We start from the raw sequence: 17,487 nt of genomic DNA on the forward strand, positions 1-17,487 counted from the left end.
CGTGAAAAGCTTGGCGCGGGACCGAACTCGCGAGAAGACCTGCAGCCCTGGAGGGCGGCCCGTAGGGATGCGGGCCGTGCGCAGCCAGGCCAGGGATGGCCTGTGCGGAGCAGCCCGCGCAAACCTCGTCCCATAGTGGCTTTTGATTCGAAACAGCCATGGCGTCTTCTTTGGTTACTTTTGACCGCAGGAAATCCCGTGGGACTTTGTCGCCTTGGACAAAGAAAGTGACCCGGCCGCTTGCGGACGGAAGCTTTGAAGCTTTGAAGCTTTGAAGCCTTCGGACACAGGCGTCGCGAGACAGCAGCAACGCGGTCGCGGCTTGTGACCGAAGGAAATCCCCGTGGGACGCCGCTCCTACAAGGGCGCAGGGCAAAGACGGGGCGAGTGGGAGGGATGGCGGTCGCGGCTTTCGGAGCCTTCGAACACAGACGCCGCGAGACCGCAGAGCGGTCGCGGCTCACGCCGCTCCTACAGGGGGGCAGGACAAGACGTGGCGAGAGGGAGGGACGGCGGTCGCGGCCTATGACCGAAGGAAATTCCCTGCGGGACGCCGCTCCTACCCCGCGCGCGGCAGGCGGGCGATGGCGCGGTCGAAGGTCGCCGCCAGCAGCACCACCCGCAGCACGTCGGTCAGCAGCGAAGTGCGGAACGACAGCGGCGTGGTCAGGAACACCGACCAGGGCTGACCGATGACCCGCTGCCAGTCCGGATCCTGCGGGCCGATCCACAGCGTCATCAGCCGCCACGACCAAGAGTCGAGGTAAGCCAGCAACTGCCAGCACACGCACAGGGTCAGCAGCGCCGGCAGGCCGGCGCGCAGCACCAGGCGCAGGCTGTTGACCACCGGCACGCCCTTGCTGGTCCAGCCCGCGCTGGCCTTGTCGGCGAGCATGCGCAGGGTGAAGTGCATGGCCTTGAAGCGCTGGGTGACCTTGCCCAGCGCTTCGTCCGCGTCGTCCAGGCGCTGCGCGCGGCGCAGGTCGATGCCGTAGACGATCGCGGTGATCGCCAGCCAGATCAGCGGCAACGCGACCGCGCCGGCGGCGGTGGAGAAGAACTCCCACAGCGGCGCCAGGCCGCGCTTGGTCGGCGCCAGGGTCTTGTACAGCGCGGTCGGGCTTTCCCACCAGGTTGTCACGGCGACGTAGACCACGCGCTCGTGCCACCAGTCCTGGGCCAGCTTGGTCAGCTGGGCGATCGCGGCGACGCCGACGAACACCCAATAGGCCTCGCAGCTGGTCGCGATCACGTTCCACAGCGCATGCCCGCTGGCGGTCGCGCGGCGCTTGCTGAACCAGCGCACCGCCCAGGCCACCGCCAGCGCGATCCACAGGCCCTTGAGCTTGAGCACCTGGTTGAGGTTCTCCTTTTCCCAGACGCTGAACACGTACTCGGTGCGGAACTGCCGGCGCAGGTCTTCGAGCAGGCCCCAGCCGGCGTAGTAGGCGAAGAACGGCAGCATCGCGATCGCCAGCGCGGTGATCCACTGCTTGCGCACCGCGCGGGTGTCCGGGGTCAACGCGCCGCCGGCCAGCATCGGCAGCGACGGCCGCAGCGACTGGAACATCAGGATGGTGCCGGCCAGCTGGGTCACGATCAGCACCGACAGGGCCGCGAACGACAGCAGCACCGAGCGCTCGCCGAGCTTGACCGCCAGGTCCATCAACAGGTCGTAGCAGACCCGTTGGGCGAAGAACCAGAACGCCAGCGCCGGCCAGTGCCGCCACAGCAGGCGCACGGTCAGCGCCGGAATCTCCAGCCAGGCGTTGCCCGCCGCCGGAGCGGCGTCGGACGCGACGGTGGTCGCCGAGGACGTCGGCAGGGACAACGTGGACGTGGACATCGACGGCAGCCGGACGGAGTCGAGGGGCGATGGTACCCGGCCGATGCGGCGGTTGGCAGTGACGGGTATCAGGGCGGGGCAGGCCGGCCGAAGCCAGAAACGAGTGAAGAGGAACCAGCCGGTGGCCGGTCGTTGCTCCTCACTCTTTCCCCTTCACTGGTTCCTAGGATGCCTGTGGCGCGTTCAAGCCGTCGCCTTGTCGCCGCCTTCCGCCGGCTCCGGCTTGGCCGCCATCTCCGGGCTGATCTTCTCGATGGTGTGGCGCAGCTCGCGGCCGAGGATGACCTTGGCGTCCTTGGCCCAGGCGTCCAGGCGCTGGTCGAAGGCCAGCTTGGCCTGGCTGTCCGGCCACACCAGCTTGAGCTCGCGCAGCTTCTGGATGAAGCCGCGGAACAGGGTCTTGTCGAAGAATTCCGGCGCCGCCGGCGCGTACAGCAGCGACAGGCGCTGCGCGGCGAGCTGGCACAGGCTTTCCAGTTCGGACGCCGAGAGCGTGCCGGGGCCGTTCTTCACCAGCACCGAAATGGCGATGTAGTAGCGCTCGAAGGCCTGCTGCAGCGAGTGGCCGATCGCGCGCAGGCGGAACACCTCGTCGGTCTGGCCGGCGTTGCGGGCCAGGATGCCGCCGTCGTCGTCGCTGACCCGCTCCAGCAGGCCCTCGCGCACGAACACCTCGACCGTGCGCACCAGGCGCTGCGACCATTGCTCCTCGGTCCAGGGCAGGAACAGCTCGGCCTGCAGGAACGGGTACACGCTGCGGCCCAGGCGCAGCACGCCGGCCAGGCTCATGCGCCGGTTGTGCTGGAAGCAGCAGGCGATCCACGAGGCCGCGGTGAACAGGTGCAGGACGTTGTTGCGGAAGTAGCTCAGCAGCACCGCCTTGTCTTCGCCGTCGACGCCGAGCACGTCGCCGAGCGGATGGGCGACGCGCTCGAGCACGCCGATCTCCTCGCCGTGGGCGACGATTTCCTGCGGCGTGTGCGGGGTCACGGTGACCCGGTCGGAGTACGGCAGCTCGGCCAGCAGGGTCTTGCTCAGCGCGATCTGCGCCAGCAGGTCGGCCTCGCCCATCGCGTGCTTGGGCGTGGACAGCAGCGCCAGCGCGAGCAGGTTGATCGGGTTGACGTCGGCGGCGCGGTTGACGTTGACCTGGATCCGTTCGGCCAGTGCGTCGATGGTGTCGGACAGCCAGGCCGGCTTGTCGTCTTCGCCGATCGGCTGGCCGGTCCACTGCGGCGCGTGCTCGGCGAGCAGGTCGTTGAGCCGGATCGGCTCGCCGAAGTTCACCACCACCTGGCCGTAGTTGGAGCGCAGCACCTTGGGGATGCCCCACAGCAGCTGCCAGATCGATTCCTTTTCCTTCGGCTTGCCGGACAGCTCGTCGAGGTAGCTGTTGCCCTCCATCAGCTTCTCGTAGCCGATGTAGACCGGCTGGAACAGCACCGGCCGGGTCGGCTGGCGCAGGAAGCCGCGCACCGTCATCACCAGCATGCCGCCCTTGGGCGGCAGCAGCCGGCCGGTGCGCGAGCGCCCGCCTTCGATGAAGTATTCGATCGAGTAGCCGCCGGCGACCAGTTGCGCCACGTATTCGGAGAACACCGCCGAATACAGCGCGCTGCCGCGGATGCTGCGGCGCAGGAAGAACGCGCCGCCCTTGCGCAGGATGGTGCCGACCACCGGCAGGTTGAGGTTGACCCCGGCGGCGATGTGCGGCGGCACGATGCCCTTGGTGTAGAGCAGATAGCTCAGCAGCAGGTAGTCCAGATGGCTGCGGTGGCTGGGCACGTAGACCACTTCGTAACCGGGCGCGGCCTGCTTGAGCTTGTCCAGGTGGTGCACCAGCACGCCGCGGTAGATCCGGTTCCACACCGGGGTCAGCAGGAAGCTGGCCGAGCGCACCGCCGGATGCGAGTAGTCGGCGGCGATCTCGTAGGCCATCGCATGGGCCTTTTTCCACGCGTCGGCTTGGCTGCTGTTGTCGCGCTTGGCCTGGTCGTTGATCGCGTCCTTGACCGGATCGGCGGCGAGCACGCGGTCGATCAGCATGCGCCGGGTCGACAGGTCGGGGCCGATCACCGCCGCGCGGATGCGGCGGAAGTGGGTGCGCAGCACGCGCGAGAGCTTGCGCACGGTGCGCTCGGGCTCCAGGCCCTCGGCGACGATGCCGCGCAGCGACACCGGCGGTGCGAAGCGGACCATCGTGTGGCGGCCGTTGAGGGCGATCGCCAGCAGCCGGCGGAAGCGGCCGACCAGGGTCCAGTTTTCCGAGAACAGCACCGAGAACCAGCCGCTGCTGCGGTCCGGGGCGCGGCCGACGAAGATCGACACCGGCACCAGCTGCACGTCCAGCGCCGGGTCGGCGCGGTGCGCCTGCAGCAGGCGCGCCAGCGAGCCGGAATGAGTCTTGGCCGAGGGCGGGCCGGAGGGGGCCAGGGTGCCGGCGTGGCGGCGCGACAGGGCGACGTAGGCGCGCTTGCGGCCGAGCGGGTCGCCCGGCAGCGGCTGCAGCGGCGAGGGCAGGCCGGCCTCCAGGCAGGCGCGCTCCAGGATCAGGGCGTTGGACAGGCCGTAGTCTTCCAGCACGTAGCAGACCGGGCGCCCGTCCCATTCTTCGGCGATGTGCTCGGCCGGGTCCTTGGGTTCGATGCTGACCGACACCCAGGGCGCCATCAGCTTGCCGAGCAGGCGCGCCCACCACGGCCGCGGCGTCGCCGGGACGGCCGCGCGCACGGCACCGGCCGGGGCGGTCATCGGCAGCTCGGCCTGGGCCGGCGGCGGCTCGGCGGCCTCGACGCGGGCGACCGGCTCGGCCGGCGCGGGCGCGGCGGCGACAGAGTCGGTCGTTGCGGGCTCGGCTGGAGCGGGCTCGATCGAAGCAGGCGCGGACGCGGTGGATTCGTCGGGCCCGAGCCCGTCGGCGTTCGGCGCGGTCGCGACCTGCGCTTCGGCCGCCTCGGCGGCGTCGCCGGCCTCGGCGGGACGAGCGGGCGCGTCCGGATCGTTCGGTTGGGCGTGGGGGAACGGCAGGGGCGTTTGTTTCGGCATCCGAATCATTATGCCTATTCGGCTTCGGCGCGCGCCTGACCCGCTGCGGCGGCGCAGCCGGCCCGCGCGGCGGCGCTCAGCGCGCCTGGGCCGGTGCCGTCGCCGGCCGCGCGACGGCTGCCGCGGCCTTGCCGGCGCGCACGCCGGCGGCCCCCGCGGCCGGCGGCTTGGCCGGCGCATCGGCCTCGGCCTCGGCGTGGCGCAGCAGATCGCTGAGGTACCAGCGGCCGTCGCGGCGCTCGACCAGGACGTAGGCGTCGACCGCCTCGCCGGCCAGTCGGTAGCGGATCCGCACCCGCGCGGTGTCGCCGGTCTGCTCGGCCAGGCTGGCCTGGACGCTGCCCAGGGCCGCGTCCAGGTCCAGGCCGTATCCGGTCAGCACCTGCTTGAGCCGCTCCACGAACGGCCCCAGCCGGCGCAGGCTGCGGTCCATGCCGGCATGGGCGAAGGCGTCCGGCGCGGCCAGGCCGGTCGCGCGCGCCGCCGCGACCAACTGCGGGATGGCCACGCGGGCGCGCTTGGAATCGCCCAGCGGCGCGGTCTGGGCCCAGGCGCTGAACGCGACGATCAACTGGGCGTGGTGATCGCGCTCGGTCTCGCTGTAGCCGGGCTCGCTGCGCACGTACTGGGCCGCGAACAGGCCCAGGGTCTTGGCCGCCGAACGCAACTCGGCATCGGCGCCGGCGAACTGGCGCCGGTAAGCCGCCACCAGGGTGCGCTCGGCATCCGGCGCGGCCAACGCGGCGATGAAGCTGGGGAAGCGGTCGTCCAGCGGCAGTTCGGTCAGCGGCCAGACCGTGCGGCCCTCGCTCCATGCCGTTTCCAGGCGCGCATGCAGCGGCGCCGGCACGGCGTGGCGGGCATACGCCTCCAGGTCGTTGCGGCGCAGGTCGGCGACCAGTTGGGTCACCGCCTGCACCGGCTGGGTCGCGACCGGCTCGGGCGGCGGCGGCGCGCGGCCGCAGCCGGCCGCCACCAGCACGGCGGTCGACAGCAGCGCGGCGCAGGCGCGTCGGACGATGGACATCGGGTGCGGCTCCCCAGTCGCGGACCGGCATCTTGGCCGCGGGCCGGTAGCGACACAAGCCGACCGCCGTCGCGGCGACGTCGAAGCACACCAGTTGCCGCGCCGTGTCGGCTTTTTGCGCGGGCGGTTCAAATGCAAATACGTGATGAATTTCCCATTTTTTCATCTGGACGGGCAGGCGACCGAGTCGTGTGACCGACCGCTCCTTCTGTCCGTTTATGGCCGGCTATGGTGCCGGTATTGGCATGTTTTCTGCGTTCTAGCAGTTAGCCGGCAGCCTCGCCGGCGCGCCACAGCGCGATCCGCGCCAGGAGAACCGATCCATGCGTTCCGCCTCGCTCCGTTCCGCCGCCGTCCTCGCCCTGCTCGCCGCCGCCGCGCCCGTCCTGGCCGCCGACGACAGCACCACCTTCGACGTCACCATCACCATCACCAGCAGTTGCACGATCAGCGCCACCGCGCCGACCGACGTCAACTTCGGCAGCGTCGCCTCGACCGCGACCAACGTCGACGCGCAGGGCCAGTTGGTCGTCACCTGCACCCCGGGCACCGCTTACACGATCGCCCTGGACGACGGCCAGAACGGGACCGACGTCAACAGCCGCAAGATGAGCGACGGCACCAACGAAGTGCCCTACCAGCTCTACCGCGCCGCAGCGCGCGGCGCCGGCGATGTCTGGGGCAGCACCACCGGCGTCGGCGGCAACGTCCTGGCCGGTTCCGGTACCGGCGCGGCGCAGAACCTGCCGGTCTATGGGAGGACCCCCAGCGCCAACTTTCCCGCTGCGACTTACAGCGACGTGGTGACCGCCACGATCACCTACTGACCGGGCGCCGATGCCCGGCCGCCGGCCCGCCCCCGCCGTCCGCCGCCTGACCGCCGCGCTGCTGTGCGCGGCCGTCGCCCTGGCCGCTCCGGCCGCGGGCGCCGGCGGACTGCAGCTGACCCCGACCACCCTGACCCTGAGCGCGCGCCGCCAGGCCGACGGGCTGTGGCTGATCAACGGCGGCGAACGCCCCCTGCAGGCCCAGGTGCGGGTGTTCCGCTGGATCCAGGACGAGGCCGGCGAGCGCTTCGAACCCAGCCGCGCGCTGGCGGCGAGCCCGCCGATGCTCGAACTCGCGCCCGGCGCGCGCCAGTTGGTGCGGGTGATCCGGCTCGGCCCGCCGCCGCCGGCCGAGGAAAGCTATCGCCTGCTCGTCGACGAATTGCCGCCGCCGGACGGCGCCCGCAAGCCCGGCCTGCAGTTCGTCCTGCGCTACTCGGTGCCGGTGTTCCTGGCCGCGGCCGGCGACCCGCCGGCCGCGCCGCGGTTGGGCGCGGCACTGAGCTTCGACGGCGACCGCGCCAGCCTGGAGGTGCGCAACCGCGGCGACCGGCACGCGCAGCTGGCCGACCTGGCCTTCGTCGACGAACGCGGCCAGCGTCACCCGGTCGCGACCGGACTGCTCGGCTACGTCCTGCCCGGCCAGCGCATGCGCTGGCCGCTGACCGCTCCGGCGGCGCTGCTGCGCGGCGCCGGCACTCTCAAGGCGAGGATCAATGGCGAAGCCACCGAGCAGGCCCTGGCGCTGGATCCGCCGGCTCGCTGACGCCATGGCGGCCGGCCTGCTCGCGGCGTTGTCGCCGACCTACGCGGCGGAGCCGCCGCCGCTGCTGGCCCGCGCCGGCGATGCCCAGGCCGCGAGCCTGCCGCTGTACCTGGAAGTCAGCCTCAACCAGGGGCCGTACCAGGCGCCGCAACCGTTCGAACTGCGCGCCGGCCGGCTCCACGCCAGCGTCGCCACCCTGCGCGGGCTCGGCTTCGTCCTGGCCGGACACGATCCGGCCGAGGTGCTGGCCGTGGACGCCGTGCCGGGCGTGGCCGTGCGCTACGACGCCGCCCTGCAGCGGGTCGCGATCGACGCGCCGCTGTCGCAACTGTCGCTGGCCACCACCCGGCTCAACCAGCCCGGCCTGGACGTGCCCGAAGCCAGCGCCTCGCCCGGGCTGCTGCTCAACTACGACCTCTACGCCAGCCGCGAGCGGCGCAGCGACAACGTCACCGCCTACGCCGAACTGCGCGCGTTCGGCCTCGGCCCCGGGGTATTCAGCCAGACCGCGGCGACCCGCCACTACCGCAACGACGGCGCGCCGCGCCGCACCGACTCGGTGCGCCTGGACAGCACCTGGCGCTGGTCGGCGCCGGAATCGATGCTCAGCCTCAGCGTCGGCGACGTGGTCAGCGGCCGGCTCGACTGGACCCGGCCGCTGCGCCTGGGCGGCCTGCGCCTGGGCCGCGACTTCGGCCTACAGCCCTACCGCATCACCACCCCGCTGCCGACCTTCGCCGGCGAAGTCGCGCTGCCCTCGGCGGTGGACCTGTACGTCAACGGCCTGCGCCAGTACAGCGGCGAACTGCCGCCGGGCCCGTTCCAGCTCGCCACCGTGCCCGGCATCAGCGGCGCCGGCAGCGCCCAGATCGTCATCACCGACGCCTTCGGCCGCACCCGCCAACTCGACTTCCCGTTCTACGCCGCGCAGCAACTGCTCGCGCGCGGTCTGTCGGACTGGTCGCTGAGCCTGGGCCTGGCGCGCGAGGACTACGCGCTGAAGTCGTTCTCCTACGCCGACTCGGCGCTGGCCAGCGCCGAGCTGCGCTACGGCCTCAGCGACCGGCTGACCGTCGAAGCGCATGGCGAAGGCGGCGACGGCATCGCCAACGCCGGCTTCGGCGCGGTCGCCCTGCTCGGCCGCGCCGGCGTGCTCAGCGGCTCGCTCGCGCACGGCCGCGACGCGCGCAACGAGCGGCCCTGGGAACGCAGCGGCTGGCAGTACGCGGCGGCCTACAACTGGGGCAACGGCCGCTTCAATCTTTCCCTCGACAGCCGCCGCGCCGAACGCGGCTACCGCGACCTGGCCTCGCGCTACGGCCTCGGCCCGGCGCGGGTCAGCGAACGCGCTTTGCTGAGCTGGAACGACGCCGACCTGGGCAGCTTCGGCCTGAACTACGTGCGCCTGGCCTACCGCGACGAAGCCGGCCGCCGGCAAGCGCCGGCGCGCTACGCCGGCCTGCACTGGAGCCGCAGCTTCGGCGGCCGCGCCCACCTCAGCCTGAGCTACAACCAGAACCTGGATCTGGCCGCCGACCGCAGCGCCTACCTCGGCCTCAGCCTGGACCTGGGCGAACGCACCCGCCTGGCCGCTTCGCTGCAACGCGATCGCGGCCGCGACCAGGCGGTGCTGGATCTTTCGCAACCGGTGCCGGGCGACGGCGGCTTCGGCTGGCGCCTGCAGGCGCGCGGCGGCGACGGCGCCGAAGGCGGCCTGGCCGAATTGGGCTGGTTGAACTCGGTCGGCCGCTTCGGCCTGGGCCTGGCCCGCGTCGCCGACCAGGACTACGCCTACGCCAGCGGCAGCGGCGCGCTGGTATGGATGGGCGGCCACGCCTTCGCCGCGCGCTCGGTCAGCGACGCCTTCGCGGTGGTGTCCACCGACGGCGTCGCCGGCGTGCCGGTGCTGCTGGAGAACCGCCCGATCGGCCGCACCGACGCCGACGGCATGCTGCTGGTCACCCCGCTCAACGCCTGGCAGCGCAATCGGCTGGGCATCGATGCGATGGCGTTGCCGGCGCAGATGCGGGTCGACCGGGTCGAGGCCCAGGCCACCCCGCGCGACCGCTCCGGCACCCTGGTGCGCTTCGGCCTGACCCCGATCCGCGCCGCGGTGGTGGTGCTGCACGACGCCGCCGGCCGGCCGCTGGCGCCGGGCAGCCGGGTGCGCAGCGAGCACGGCGAGGACGCCTGGGTCGGCTACGACGGCGAGACCTATCTGGAAGCGCTGCAGGACCACAACCGCTTGCGCGCGACCGCGCCGGACGGCCGCGCCTGCGTAGCGCGTTTCGAGCATGCGCGTTCCGAGCACGCTGGCGACGGCATCGCCCGGATCGGGCCGGTGATTTGCGCTGCGGAGGCACCGCGATGAGCGCGTACGCGTCCGTGCGCACCGCCCTCGCCGCGCTGGCGCTGCTATGGCTGGTGTTGGACGCGCCGGCGGCGCGCGCCGCCACCACCTGCACCGCCTCGATGACCGATCTCAACTTCGCGCCGAGCAACGGCGGCGTGGTCGACGCCACCGCGACCCTGACCGTGACCTGTTCGACCTTCGGCCTGTCGCTGCTCGCCGATGCCAAGGTCAACATGTGCGTGAGCATCTTCAGCGGCACCGACGGCGGCGGCACGCTCAATCCGCGCCGGGTGATCAACAGCTTCAACGACCCGATGCAGATGCAGTTGTACTCGGACGCCGGCCGCAGCTCGATCTGGGGCGCGCGCGGCAATGCGACCGTGCCCAATTTCGTGCCCCTGCAGTTCGACTACCCGGTGCCGGTGCTCGGCGGCAACCAGACTCTCACCCGCACGCTGTACGGCCGCATTCCCGCGCAAAGCGGCCTCAACGCCGGCACCTACCTCAACCGCTTCACCGCGGCGGCGGATACGCGCATCGAATTCCGCTACGCCGAATCGGTCATCGGCCCACCGGCCATGCCCGCGTCCTGCACCTCCGGCGGCAGCGCCGGCACGTCCAGTTCGTTCCCCTTCACCGTCAACGGCTCGGTGCCCAACGCCTGCACCCTGACGCCCAAGCCGGTGCCGACGCTCGGCTTCGGCAGCACGCCCGGCTTCATCACCGGCAACGTCGACCAGACCACCAGCATCGGCCTGGTCTGCACCGGCCGCACGCCGTGGCAGATCGGCCTCAACAACGGCCTGCACGCCAGCGGCAACGTCCGCCGCATGGCCAACGGCAGCGGCCAGTTCGTGCCCTACGAGCTGTACCGCGACGGCGGCCGCAGCCAACGCTGGGGCAATACCCTCAACAACGACACCCTCAGCGGCACCGGCAGCGGCGCCAGCCAATCGCTGACCGTGTACGGCCGCGTCGCGCCGCAGACCGCCACCGTCGGCAGCTACAGCGACACGATCACGGTGTTGGTGACGTATTAGCGCGCTTCGTCATCGCGAGTAGATCTGGCCTTGGCCACGACCAGGGTGCTTTCAGACTGAGTGCCGGATCGAAATACACCGCCACACGCGTCGCAGCTGAGCGACAGCGCTCCCTTGGTCTTGAGCCCTGGCGACATCCGCAGAGCCGGAGACAGCGGTCGCTCCCAGGACTCCTGGCCAATCGTCGATCAACTTCGTTCGCGCAAGAAAGACTCCGCGCGCGCAGCTTGGCGACGAAATCGCCGCAATCGCAGAATGTCTTTTTTCAATGCTGGATAGAAGACTCTTCATAGTCGATCGAGCCAGACGCAGCGTATGACTCGATCAGCTCCATGACGCGCGCATAATCGACTACTGGCGGCACATCGACCGCAAGCAAGGCGGGGAGATTCGACACCTCCGAGGAACAGCCGAGCCGCTTCAGCGACGCGCGCAACTCGGGAACGACGTGTTCATCGAATGCAACGACACGGACCGTGGCGTGGCCACCCGGCGCGGCCATCGTTGTGAATTCAAGGCGACCGTTCACGGCGACCGCAGTAACCGTATCGCCGGAACTTACGCCCCGGGCATAGAACGGCGTGTTATCGAGCATGTAGAGCGCTTCTCCCACTGGAGTGGCCCACAGACTCTCCCAGTCAACCGGAGGGTAGCCTTCTTCATCCTGCTCCAGCTTGAAATGGATCTTTACCGGATCCGACGCCGAATTCATGGGGTTCCGCCCTGGCAGCTTCCGCTTGATCTTCGCACCCGCCCGAGCGGCAGGACAGTCGTTCGGCACAAGGCGGGTCGCCCGGCAAGCCGATGGCCCTGAATCGAACGCCCCTCGCTCAAGCCCGTCGCAACGGGGCTGTCCGCGTGCGAGAGAAGCGCGAAGAGGGTTTCCCGCCGGAACCGGCGCGGCCAAAGAAAAAGGAGGCGCGAGGCCTCCTTGCAAAACCGGCTTGCGCCGGCAGATGTCGAGTTGTGGCATGGCCCCGGCTCGCACCGGGATGGGTGCAGCCTAGCGCCGGCCTCAAGTTAATGCAACACCTGAAGAAACATCTTTCAAGCTATTGATTTTATTGAACAGAATGTCGCCTTTCCCGCTGAGATCGCTCAGGGCGCCACGTCCAGCGCGGCGCGTTTGGCCGCGCGGCGGGCCTCGCGCGGCTGGCTGTAGTCGTTGTTGAAGGTCATCGCCTCCCACGAGCCGTAGCTCGGGTTGGGCAGCATCCACCAGCGTTCGCCGAACCAGTCGTGATGCTGCTGCAGCAGCGCGTCGCGGCCTTCCGGCGTGTTCGCCACCACCTGGACGAAGTCGCCGAGCTGGTCACCGAACTGCATCAGCACGCGGTACTGGCGGCCGGCCAGCAGGCGGCGGCAGTTCTTCTCGCTGCCGTTCTGCTCGCAGCCCTCGACCACCGTGCCCAGGCCGAGGAAGACCTGGTCGTCGGCGACCGGCAGGCCGGCGCTGCGCAGGTTGGCCAGGGTCGCGTCCTTGAGGTGCACGGCGCGGTTGGACAGGTACAGGATGGCGACGCCCTTGGCCTGCGCGGCCTTGGCGAAATCGACTACGCCCGGCAGTGGCTTGGCTTTCTTTTCCGCGACCCAGGCGTCCCAGGTCGCCTCGTCGTACTCCTTGCCGTCGCGCACCAGGCGCGCCTGGTAGGGCGAGTTGTCGAGCACGGTCTCGTCGACGTCCATGATCACCGCCGGCTTCAGGCCCTTGGCGGCATTGCCGCGCTCCTCGGGCACCAGCGCGTCCCAGTTCGGCTGCTTCAGCGCCTGCTCGAGCTTGTCGGCGGCAGCGCGATAGATGGTCTCGGTGCTGGCGCGGTATTCGACCGCGCGCTGCATCCACAGCACGGCGTTGAGGTTGTCGTCGGCCTGGCCGGCAGCGGGCCTGGCCGCCGGCGCGGCGGCGGGAGCGGCCGGCGCGGGCTGCGGCTGCGCATCCTGGGCCGCGGGGGCGCCGGGCTGGGGCTTGCAGGCGGCCAGCGCCAGCGCGGCGGCGAGGACGGCGAGTGGCAGGGCGCGGAGGTTCATGCGCAAGAGGTCCCGGAGAAAACGGCCGAGTGTAGGCCGGGGCGCAAAACCGTGTCGAGCGCGGCCGGCCGCGCCTCAGTACGGCGCCGCGGCGGCGGCGGCCCGGCGCGCGCGCCACGAGGCGCGGCGCAAGGTCAGCGCGGTGCCGCGCTCGCGCGCGTCGCCGATCACCGCCTCGACCCAGGGCCGCGACACCAGGTAACTGCTGCCGCTCATCGAAGCCTCGTCGGCGACCACGTCGCGGCGCAGGTCGATCCGCGCCTTGCTCCGGTACCAGCCCAGGGCGAGCTCGTCGTAGCGCTGGTGCGGATCGGCGCAGCCGCGGTCGAGCTGGACCAGCACGATCGCCTGCGAGCGCGGCCAGTACACCCGCACCCCGTCGTGGTCCTGATCCGGGTGTTCGAGCACCCGGCCGATATGGAAGGTGCTGGCGCCGCCCGGACCGTCGGCATCGAGCAGTTGCTGCAGCAGGTTGACCAGACAGGGGTAGCCGGGATGCCGATCGGCCGGCGCCGTGCCGAGTTCGGCCTCGGCGGCCGCGAGCGGCGCGGCGGCGCAGCACAGCGCCAGGCCGAGGGCCGCCAGCGCGGAGAGCTTGCTCATCTTGGTTCCTTCCGTGGACCGGCCGATGCCGGCGTGTGCGTCGCAAGCCGCGCGCGTCAGGCGTCGGCCGCGACCGGCGCGATCTGCAGCGAAACTTGCTTGCGTCCTTCCGCGACCCACTGCGTGCCGACCTCGGCGAAACCGTAGCGGGCGTGGAAGCGGCTGGACGCCTGGTTGAACGGCACGATGTAGAACTCGCAGGCGATGCGCTCGAAGCCGCCGTCGCGGGCGAAACCGAACAGGTCGTCGTAGAGCAGGCCGCCCAACCGGCGCCCGCGATGGCTGGCCGCGATCGCGATCCGGTCGACGTACAGGAACGCCGGATAGCGCTCGCCGAACCACAGGTAGTTGGGGCTGTCGTAGGCGGCGCCTTCGCGCAGCGCGAGCAGGAACCCGACCACCTCGTCGCCGTCGCAGACCACCCGGTGGTAGGCCGCCTCGCGCTCCAGTTCGCGCAGGCGCTGCGCGTCCATCGGGCTCATCAGATCCACCGACTCGAGATTGAGGGCGAGGATGGCCGGATGATCGGCGGCGGTGGCGTCGCGGACGGTGAGGGGCATGGGCGAGGAGTGAGCGAAGAGGAGTGAGGAGCGAGCCAAAGCCGCAGCGGCCGGGCCGGAGACAGCCTACCAAGCTTGTCCCCGGCTCGCGCCTCCGCTCACTCCTCACTCCTCTCCGCTCGCTCCCTGCTTCACGTCGGCGTTCCCACCTCGTCCCAGTCCTGCTCGTCGAAGCGCAGCAGCCAGTTGAGCGCGTAGTGGCGTTCGTAGACCACGCTGGGGTGCAGGCCGATCGGCGGTTCGGCCTCGTCCAGGCGGGCCTGGCGCACCAGCCAGTGGCGGCGGTAGATCGCGTCGAGGGCGTCGAGCAGTTCGGCGACCGGGCGCAGCCGGGCCTGGGCGATGCGCGCCTCGTCGGCGTGGTCGATGGCCACCCGGGCGACGTCGGCGGCGTCGCAGGTTCCGGTCGGTTCCGGCAGGGTATCGCGCAGGCCCAGCGCCCATTGCAGCAGGGCGGCGCTTTCGTAGCGCCAGCCCTGGTCGGCCCAGGACTCCTGGTCGGGCGAGGCCTCGTCGATGAAGGCGCGCTCGACCGGAGTCAGCGCGGCCACGCCGGGGCCGAGCTTGGCCGCGATCTCCTGCGCCGACAGCGGCTGCGTATGCAGCGACTCGGCGCGCACCGCGACCGCGCACAGGGCCAGCATGCGCCGCGCGGCTTCGTCGTTGCCGCGCAGCCGCACTTCGCCCTCGCCGAGCACCGGCGGCAGGTGCGCCGGCGGTGGCGCGCCGAGCGCGCGCAGGGCCTGCTCGCTGCGCGCCTTGCGCGCGCGCGCGTCGTCCGGATACGGCAGGGTCGCGTCGGTCTCCACCGGCGGTTCGCCGCGGCTGACCAGGACGTTGCCGGCGGCGTCGCGCACGCTGCCGTCGGGCAGGAAGCAGATCGCGTTGGCGGCCTGGCCCCAGGTGGTCAGGGCGTCGAAGGCGTCGTCCTCGACCTCGAAGCTGTAATGGGTCTGGACCCGCTGCAGGTGCCGGATCACCGCGAAGGTGCGCGCGTCCATGCCCTGCTCGACCGTGCCCAGAACGTAACCGACGAAGCCCTGCAGGTGCGGCACCAGCTCCGGGTCGCTGCGGTCGCGCCGGTTGGCCGGCGCGCGCGCGAACTCCGGCGCCGGCGGCGCGGCGAGGGTGGAATAGGCGTTGATCAGCAGGGGCATGGCGACCGCCTCGATGGCTTGGGCAGCGGCCAGCCTAGCCGATTCGCGGGTCGCGATCGCGACGGAAGTTGGCGCTTCCGTGCGGCCGCCGCTCACCCTTCTTCGAGCAAAGCCTTGATCGCCGCGAACCCGGCCATCGAGCGCTCGCGCTTGCGCGCCGCGTCGGCGACCGGGTCGGCGCCGTCGCGTTGCAGTTCTTCCGCCGGCAGCTCGTCGATGAAGCGGCTGGGCTTGAGCCGGATCCGCTCGCCCCAGCGCTGGGTCTCGCGCGAATGCGACAGGTACAGCACTTCCTTGGCCCGGGTGATGCCCACGTACATCAGCCGCCGCTCCTCGTCCAGGCGGCCCTCGTCGAGGCTGGCGTCGTGCGGCAGGTTGCCGTCCTCGACGCCGACGATGAACACGAAGCGGAACTCCAGGCCCTTGGCCGCGTGCAGGCTCATCAGCCGCACCTGGTTGCCCGCCTCGCCCTTGTCGGCGTGCGACAGCAGCGCCAGCTGCGCGGCCAGTTCGCCCGGGCCGGAGCCGCGGCCGCCGTCGAACCAGCCCGACAGTTCCTCCAGGTTCTCCTTGCGCCGCTGGAAGCTGGCCTCGTCCTTGCACTGCGCGCGCATCGCCGACAGCAGGCCGCTGCGCTCGGCCAGCACGCCGACCAGTTCGGCCGGACTGATCTTCTGCGCCTGGTCGCGCAGGTAGCGCACGATCTGGACGAAGCCGTCCAAGGCGGTGCCGGCGCGCGGGGTCAGCTGCTTGATCGCGTGGATCGATTCGGCCATGCGCGACATCGGCAACTGCGCGTGCTGGGCCATCTCGGCCAGCTTGGCCAGGGTGGTGGCGCCGATCTCGCGCTTGGGCGAGGTCACCGCGCGCAGGAAGGCGGTGTCGTCGTCGGGGTTGGCGATCAGGCGCAGCCACGACAGCGCGTCCTTGACTTCGCCGCGCTCCAGGAACGCGGTGCCGCCGCTGAGGTGGTAGGGCACGCGCAGCAGCTGCAAGGCCTTTTCCAGCGCGCGGCTCTGGTGGTTGCCGCGGAACAGGATGCAGAAGTCGCTCCACGGCGCTTGGTGCTTCTGCGCCAGGAAGTGGATCTCGGCGGCGACCTTCTCCGCCTCATGGGCGCTGTCGCGGCATTCCCAGACCTTGATCCGCTCGCCGTCGGCCTGGTCGCTCCACAGGGTCTTGGGGTGTTCGTGCGGGTTGTTGGCGATCAGCGCGTTGGCCGCGCGCAGCACCCGGTTGCTGCAGCGGTAGTTCTGCTCCAGCTTGATGATCTGCAGGCTCGGGTAGTCCTTGCCCAGCTCGAGCAGGTTGTCGGGATTGGCGCCGCGCCAGGCGTAGATCGACTGGTCGTCGTCGCCCACGCAGGTGAACAGTCCGGTCGGCCCGGACAGCGCCTTGAGCAGGCGGTACTGGGCGTCGTTGGTGTCCTGGCATTCGTCGACCAGCAGGTAGCCGATGCGCTCGCGCCAGGCCAGCTGCAGGTCGGCGTGGCTTTCCAGCAGTTCCACCGGCAGCCGGATCAGGTCGTCGAAGTCGACCGCGTTGAAGGTAGTCAGGCGCGCCTGGTAGCGCTCGTACAGCACCGCCGCCTCGATCTCGCGCGGGGTGCGCGAAGCGGCCATCGCCTCGCCCGGCGACAGGCCGGCGTTCTTGGCCCGCGAGATCAGGTTGCGCATGTCCTCGAGCACGTCGGGCTTGGTCCCGGCCGGCATCAGGTCCTTGACCTGGGCCGCGCTGTCGTCGCTGTCGAACACGCTGAAGCCGCGCCGCAGGCCGGCCCGGGCGTGTTCGATCTGCAGGAACTTCAGGCCCAGGGCGTGGAAGGTGCAGATGGTCAGGCCGTCGGCGCCGTCGCCGCGGATGCGCTTGGCCACGCGCTCGCGCATTTCCTTGGCCGACTTGTTGGTGAAGGTGATCGCGGCGATGCGCCTGGCCGGCATCCGGCCGCTGGCGATCAGATGGGCGATCTTCTCGACGATCACGCGGGTCTTGCCGCTGCCCGCGCCGGCGAGCACGAGCAGAGGGCCATCGGTGTGCAGGACGGCGGCGCGCTGGGGGGGATTGAGGCCTTGCATGCGGTCTTCGTCGCCGGCGGGGAGCCGGCCCGGGCGCGGCAGTTTAGCCGACCGGCGCGGCTGGCCGGCCGCGCCCGCGGATGAACGGGCGGGCGTCCGCCGCCGCGGGACGAAACCGGGCGAAACCGCGATCGATGCGATTCCCGCCGGCTCCGGCGCG

Annotated in this window: 13 protein-coding genes; 4 read left to right on the forward strand and 9 right to left on the reverse strand. The window is 71.0% G+C overall.

The features are described from left to right. Positions 1-559 precede the first annotated feature (559 nt). The 3 genes from AC3A57_RS15550 to AC3A57_RS15560 all read right to left on the reverse strand — a co-directional run bounded on the left by AC3A57_RS15550 (position 560) and on the right by AC3A57_RS15560 (position 5,918). Entirely contained in the window at positions 560-1,846 is a 1,287-nt protein-coding gene (locus tag AC3A57_RS15550) for a hypothetical protein (protein ID WP_487579744.1), read from the reverse strand. 183 nt (positions 1,847-2,029) lie between these two features. Beyond that, positions 2,030-4,900: a glycerol-3-phosphate 1-O-acyltransferase PlsB gene (gene plsB, locus AC3A57_RS15555; protein ID WP_487579745.1), complete on the reverse strand. Its 2,871-nt coding sequence runs from the start codon at positions 4,898-4,900 to the stop codon at positions 2,030-2,032. Between the two features lie 67 nt (positions 4,901-4,967). Further along, positions 4,968-5,918: a hypothetical protein gene (locus AC3A57_RS15560; RefSeq protein ID WP_487579746.1), complete on the reverse strand. Its 951-nt coding sequence runs from the start codon at positions 5,916-5,918 to the stop codon at positions 4,968-4,970. Positions 5,919-6,241: 323 nt separating this feature from the next. Between AC3A57_RS15560 and AC3A57_RS15565 the strand changes: the two genes are divergently transcribed. Genes AC3A57_RS15565 through AC3A57_RS15580 form a run of 4 tightly spaced genes read left to right on the forward strand, consistent with a single transcriptional unit; the run spans position 6,242 to position 10,904 of the window. Beyond that, the gene (locus tag AC3A57_RS15565) at positions 6,242-6,745 is read left to right on the forward strand and encodes a Csu type fimbrial protein (protein ID WP_487579747.1); all 504 of its coding nucleotides are present in this window, start codon (positions 6,242-6,244) and stop codon (positions 6,743-6,745) included. Positions 6,746-6,755: 10 nt separating this feature from the next. Continuing rightward, the gene (locus AC3A57_RS15570) at positions 6,756-7,511 is read left to right on the forward strand and encodes a fimbrial biogenesis chaperone (RefSeq protein ID WP_487579748.1); all 756 of its coding nucleotides are present in this window, start codon (positions 6,756-6,758) and stop codon (positions 7,509-7,511) included. After that, complete coding sequence (locus tag AC3A57_RS15575; protein WP_487579749.1) at positions 7,462-9,882, forward strand: fimbria/pilus outer membrane usher protein; 2,421 nt, start codon at positions 7,462-7,464, stop codon at positions 9,880-9,882. The genes AC3A57_RS15570 and AC3A57_RS15575 overlap by 50 nt, the downstream gene beginning before the upstream one ends. Beyond that, complete coding sequence (locus AC3A57_RS15580) at positions 9,879-10,904, forward strand: Csu type fimbrial protein (RefSeq protein ID WP_487579750.1); 1,026 nt, start codon at positions 9,879-9,881, stop codon at positions 10,902-10,904. Before AC3A57_RS15575 ends, AC3A57_RS15580 begins: the two co-directional genes overlap by 4 nt. Before the next feature lie 265 nt (positions 10,905-11,169). Here AC3A57_RS15580 and AC3A57_RS15585 read toward each other — a convergent pair whose 3' ends face one another. The 6 genes from AC3A57_RS15585 to AC3A57_RS15610 all read right to left on the reverse strand — a co-directional run bounded on the left by AC3A57_RS15585 (position 11,170) and on the right by AC3A57_RS15610 (position 17,327). Further along, entirely contained in the window at positions 11,170-11,616 is a 447-nt protein-coding gene (locus AC3A57_RS15585; RefSeq protein WP_487579751.1) for a DUF4265 domain-containing protein, read from the reverse strand. 386 nt (positions 11,617-12,002) lie between these two features. Next, positions 12,003-12,932, reverse strand: a complete 930-nt coding sequence (locus AC3A57_RS15590) for a 5'-nucleotidase, lipoprotein e(P4) family (RefSeq protein ID WP_487579752.1) — start codon at positions 12,930-12,932, stop codon at positions 12,003-12,005. A 75-nt stretch (positions 12,933-13,007) separates the two neighbouring features. After that, complete coding sequence (locus AC3A57_RS15595) at positions 13,008-13,535, reverse strand: hypothetical protein (RefSeq protein WP_487579753.1); 528 nt, start codon at positions 13,533-13,535, stop codon at positions 13,008-13,010. 56 nt (positions 13,536-13,591) lie between these two features. After that, positions 13,592-14,095, reverse strand: coding sequence for a GNAT family N-acetyltransferase (locus AC3A57_RS15600; protein ID WP_487579754.1), 504 nt, complete (start codon positions 14,093-14,095; stop codon positions 13,592-13,594). Between the two features lie 131 nt (positions 14,096-14,226). Further along, complete coding sequence (locus AC3A57_RS15605) at positions 14,227-15,252, reverse strand: DUF4272 domain-containing protein (RefSeq protein ID WP_487579755.1); 1,026 nt, start codon at positions 15,250-15,252, stop codon at positions 14,227-14,229. A gap of 92 nt (positions 15,253-15,344) precedes the next feature. Next, positions 15,345-17,327, reverse strand: coding sequence for a UvrD-helicase domain-containing protein (locus AC3A57_RS15610; protein ID WP_487579756.1), 1,983 nt, complete (start codon positions 17,325-17,327; stop codon positions 15,345-15,347). Positions 17,328-17,487 lie beyond the last annotated feature (160 nt).

The organism is Lysobacter sp. Soil_C_15 (assembly GCF_057657315.1).

Coding starts and splice junctions, on each gene's coding strand:
- AC3A57_RS15550 (WP_487579744.1), bottom strand. CDS start 1,846: ATGTCCACGTCCACGTTGTCCCTGCCGACGTCCTCGGCGACCACCGTC.
- plsB (WP_487579745.1), bottom strand. CDS start 4,900: ATGATTCGGATGCCGAAACAAACGCCCCTGCCGTTCCCCCACGCCCAA.
- AC3A57_RS15560 (WP_487579746.1), bottom strand. CDS start 5,918: ATGTCCATCGTCCGACGCGCCTGCGCCGCGCTGCTGTCGACCGCCGTG.
- AC3A57_RS15565 (WP_487579747.1), top strand. CDS start 6,242: ATGCGTTCCGCCTCGCTCCGTTCCGCCGCCGTCCTCGCCCTGCTCGCC.
- AC3A57_RS15570 (WP_487579748.1), top strand. CDS start 6,756: ATGCCCGGCCGCCGGCCCGCCCCCGCCGTCCGCCGCCTGACCGCCGCG.
- AC3A57_RS15575 (WP_487579749.1), top strand. CDS start 7,462: ATGGCGAAGCCACCGAGCAGGCCCTGGCGCTGGATCCGCCGGCTCGCT.
- AC3A57_RS15580 (WP_487579750.1), top strand. CDS start 9,879: ATGAGCGCGTACGCGTCCGTGCGCACCGCCCTCGCCGCGCTGGCGCTG.
- AC3A57_RS15585 (WP_487579751.1), bottom strand. CDS start 11,616: ATGAATTCGGCGTCGGATCCGGTAAAGATCCATTTCAAGCTGGAGCAG.
- AC3A57_RS15590 (WP_487579752.1), bottom strand. CDS start 12,932: ATGAACCTCCGCGCCCTGCCACTCGCCGTCCTCGCCGCCGCGCTGGCG.
- AC3A57_RS15595 (WP_487579753.1), bottom strand. CDS start 13,535: ATGAGCAAGCTCTCCGCGCTGGCGGCCCTCGGCCTGGCGCTGTGCTGC.
- AC3A57_RS15600 (WP_487579754.1), bottom strand. CDS start 14,095: ATGCCCCTCACCGTCCGCGACGCCACCGCCGCCGATCATCCGGCCATC.
- AC3A57_RS15605 (WP_487579755.1), bottom strand. CDS start 15,252: ATGCCCCTGCTGATCAACGCCTATTCCACCCTCGCCGCGCCGCCGGCG.
- AC3A57_RS15610 (WP_487579756.1), bottom strand. CDS start 17,327: ATGCAAGGCCTCAATCCCCCCCAGCGCGCCGCCGTCCTGCACACCGAT.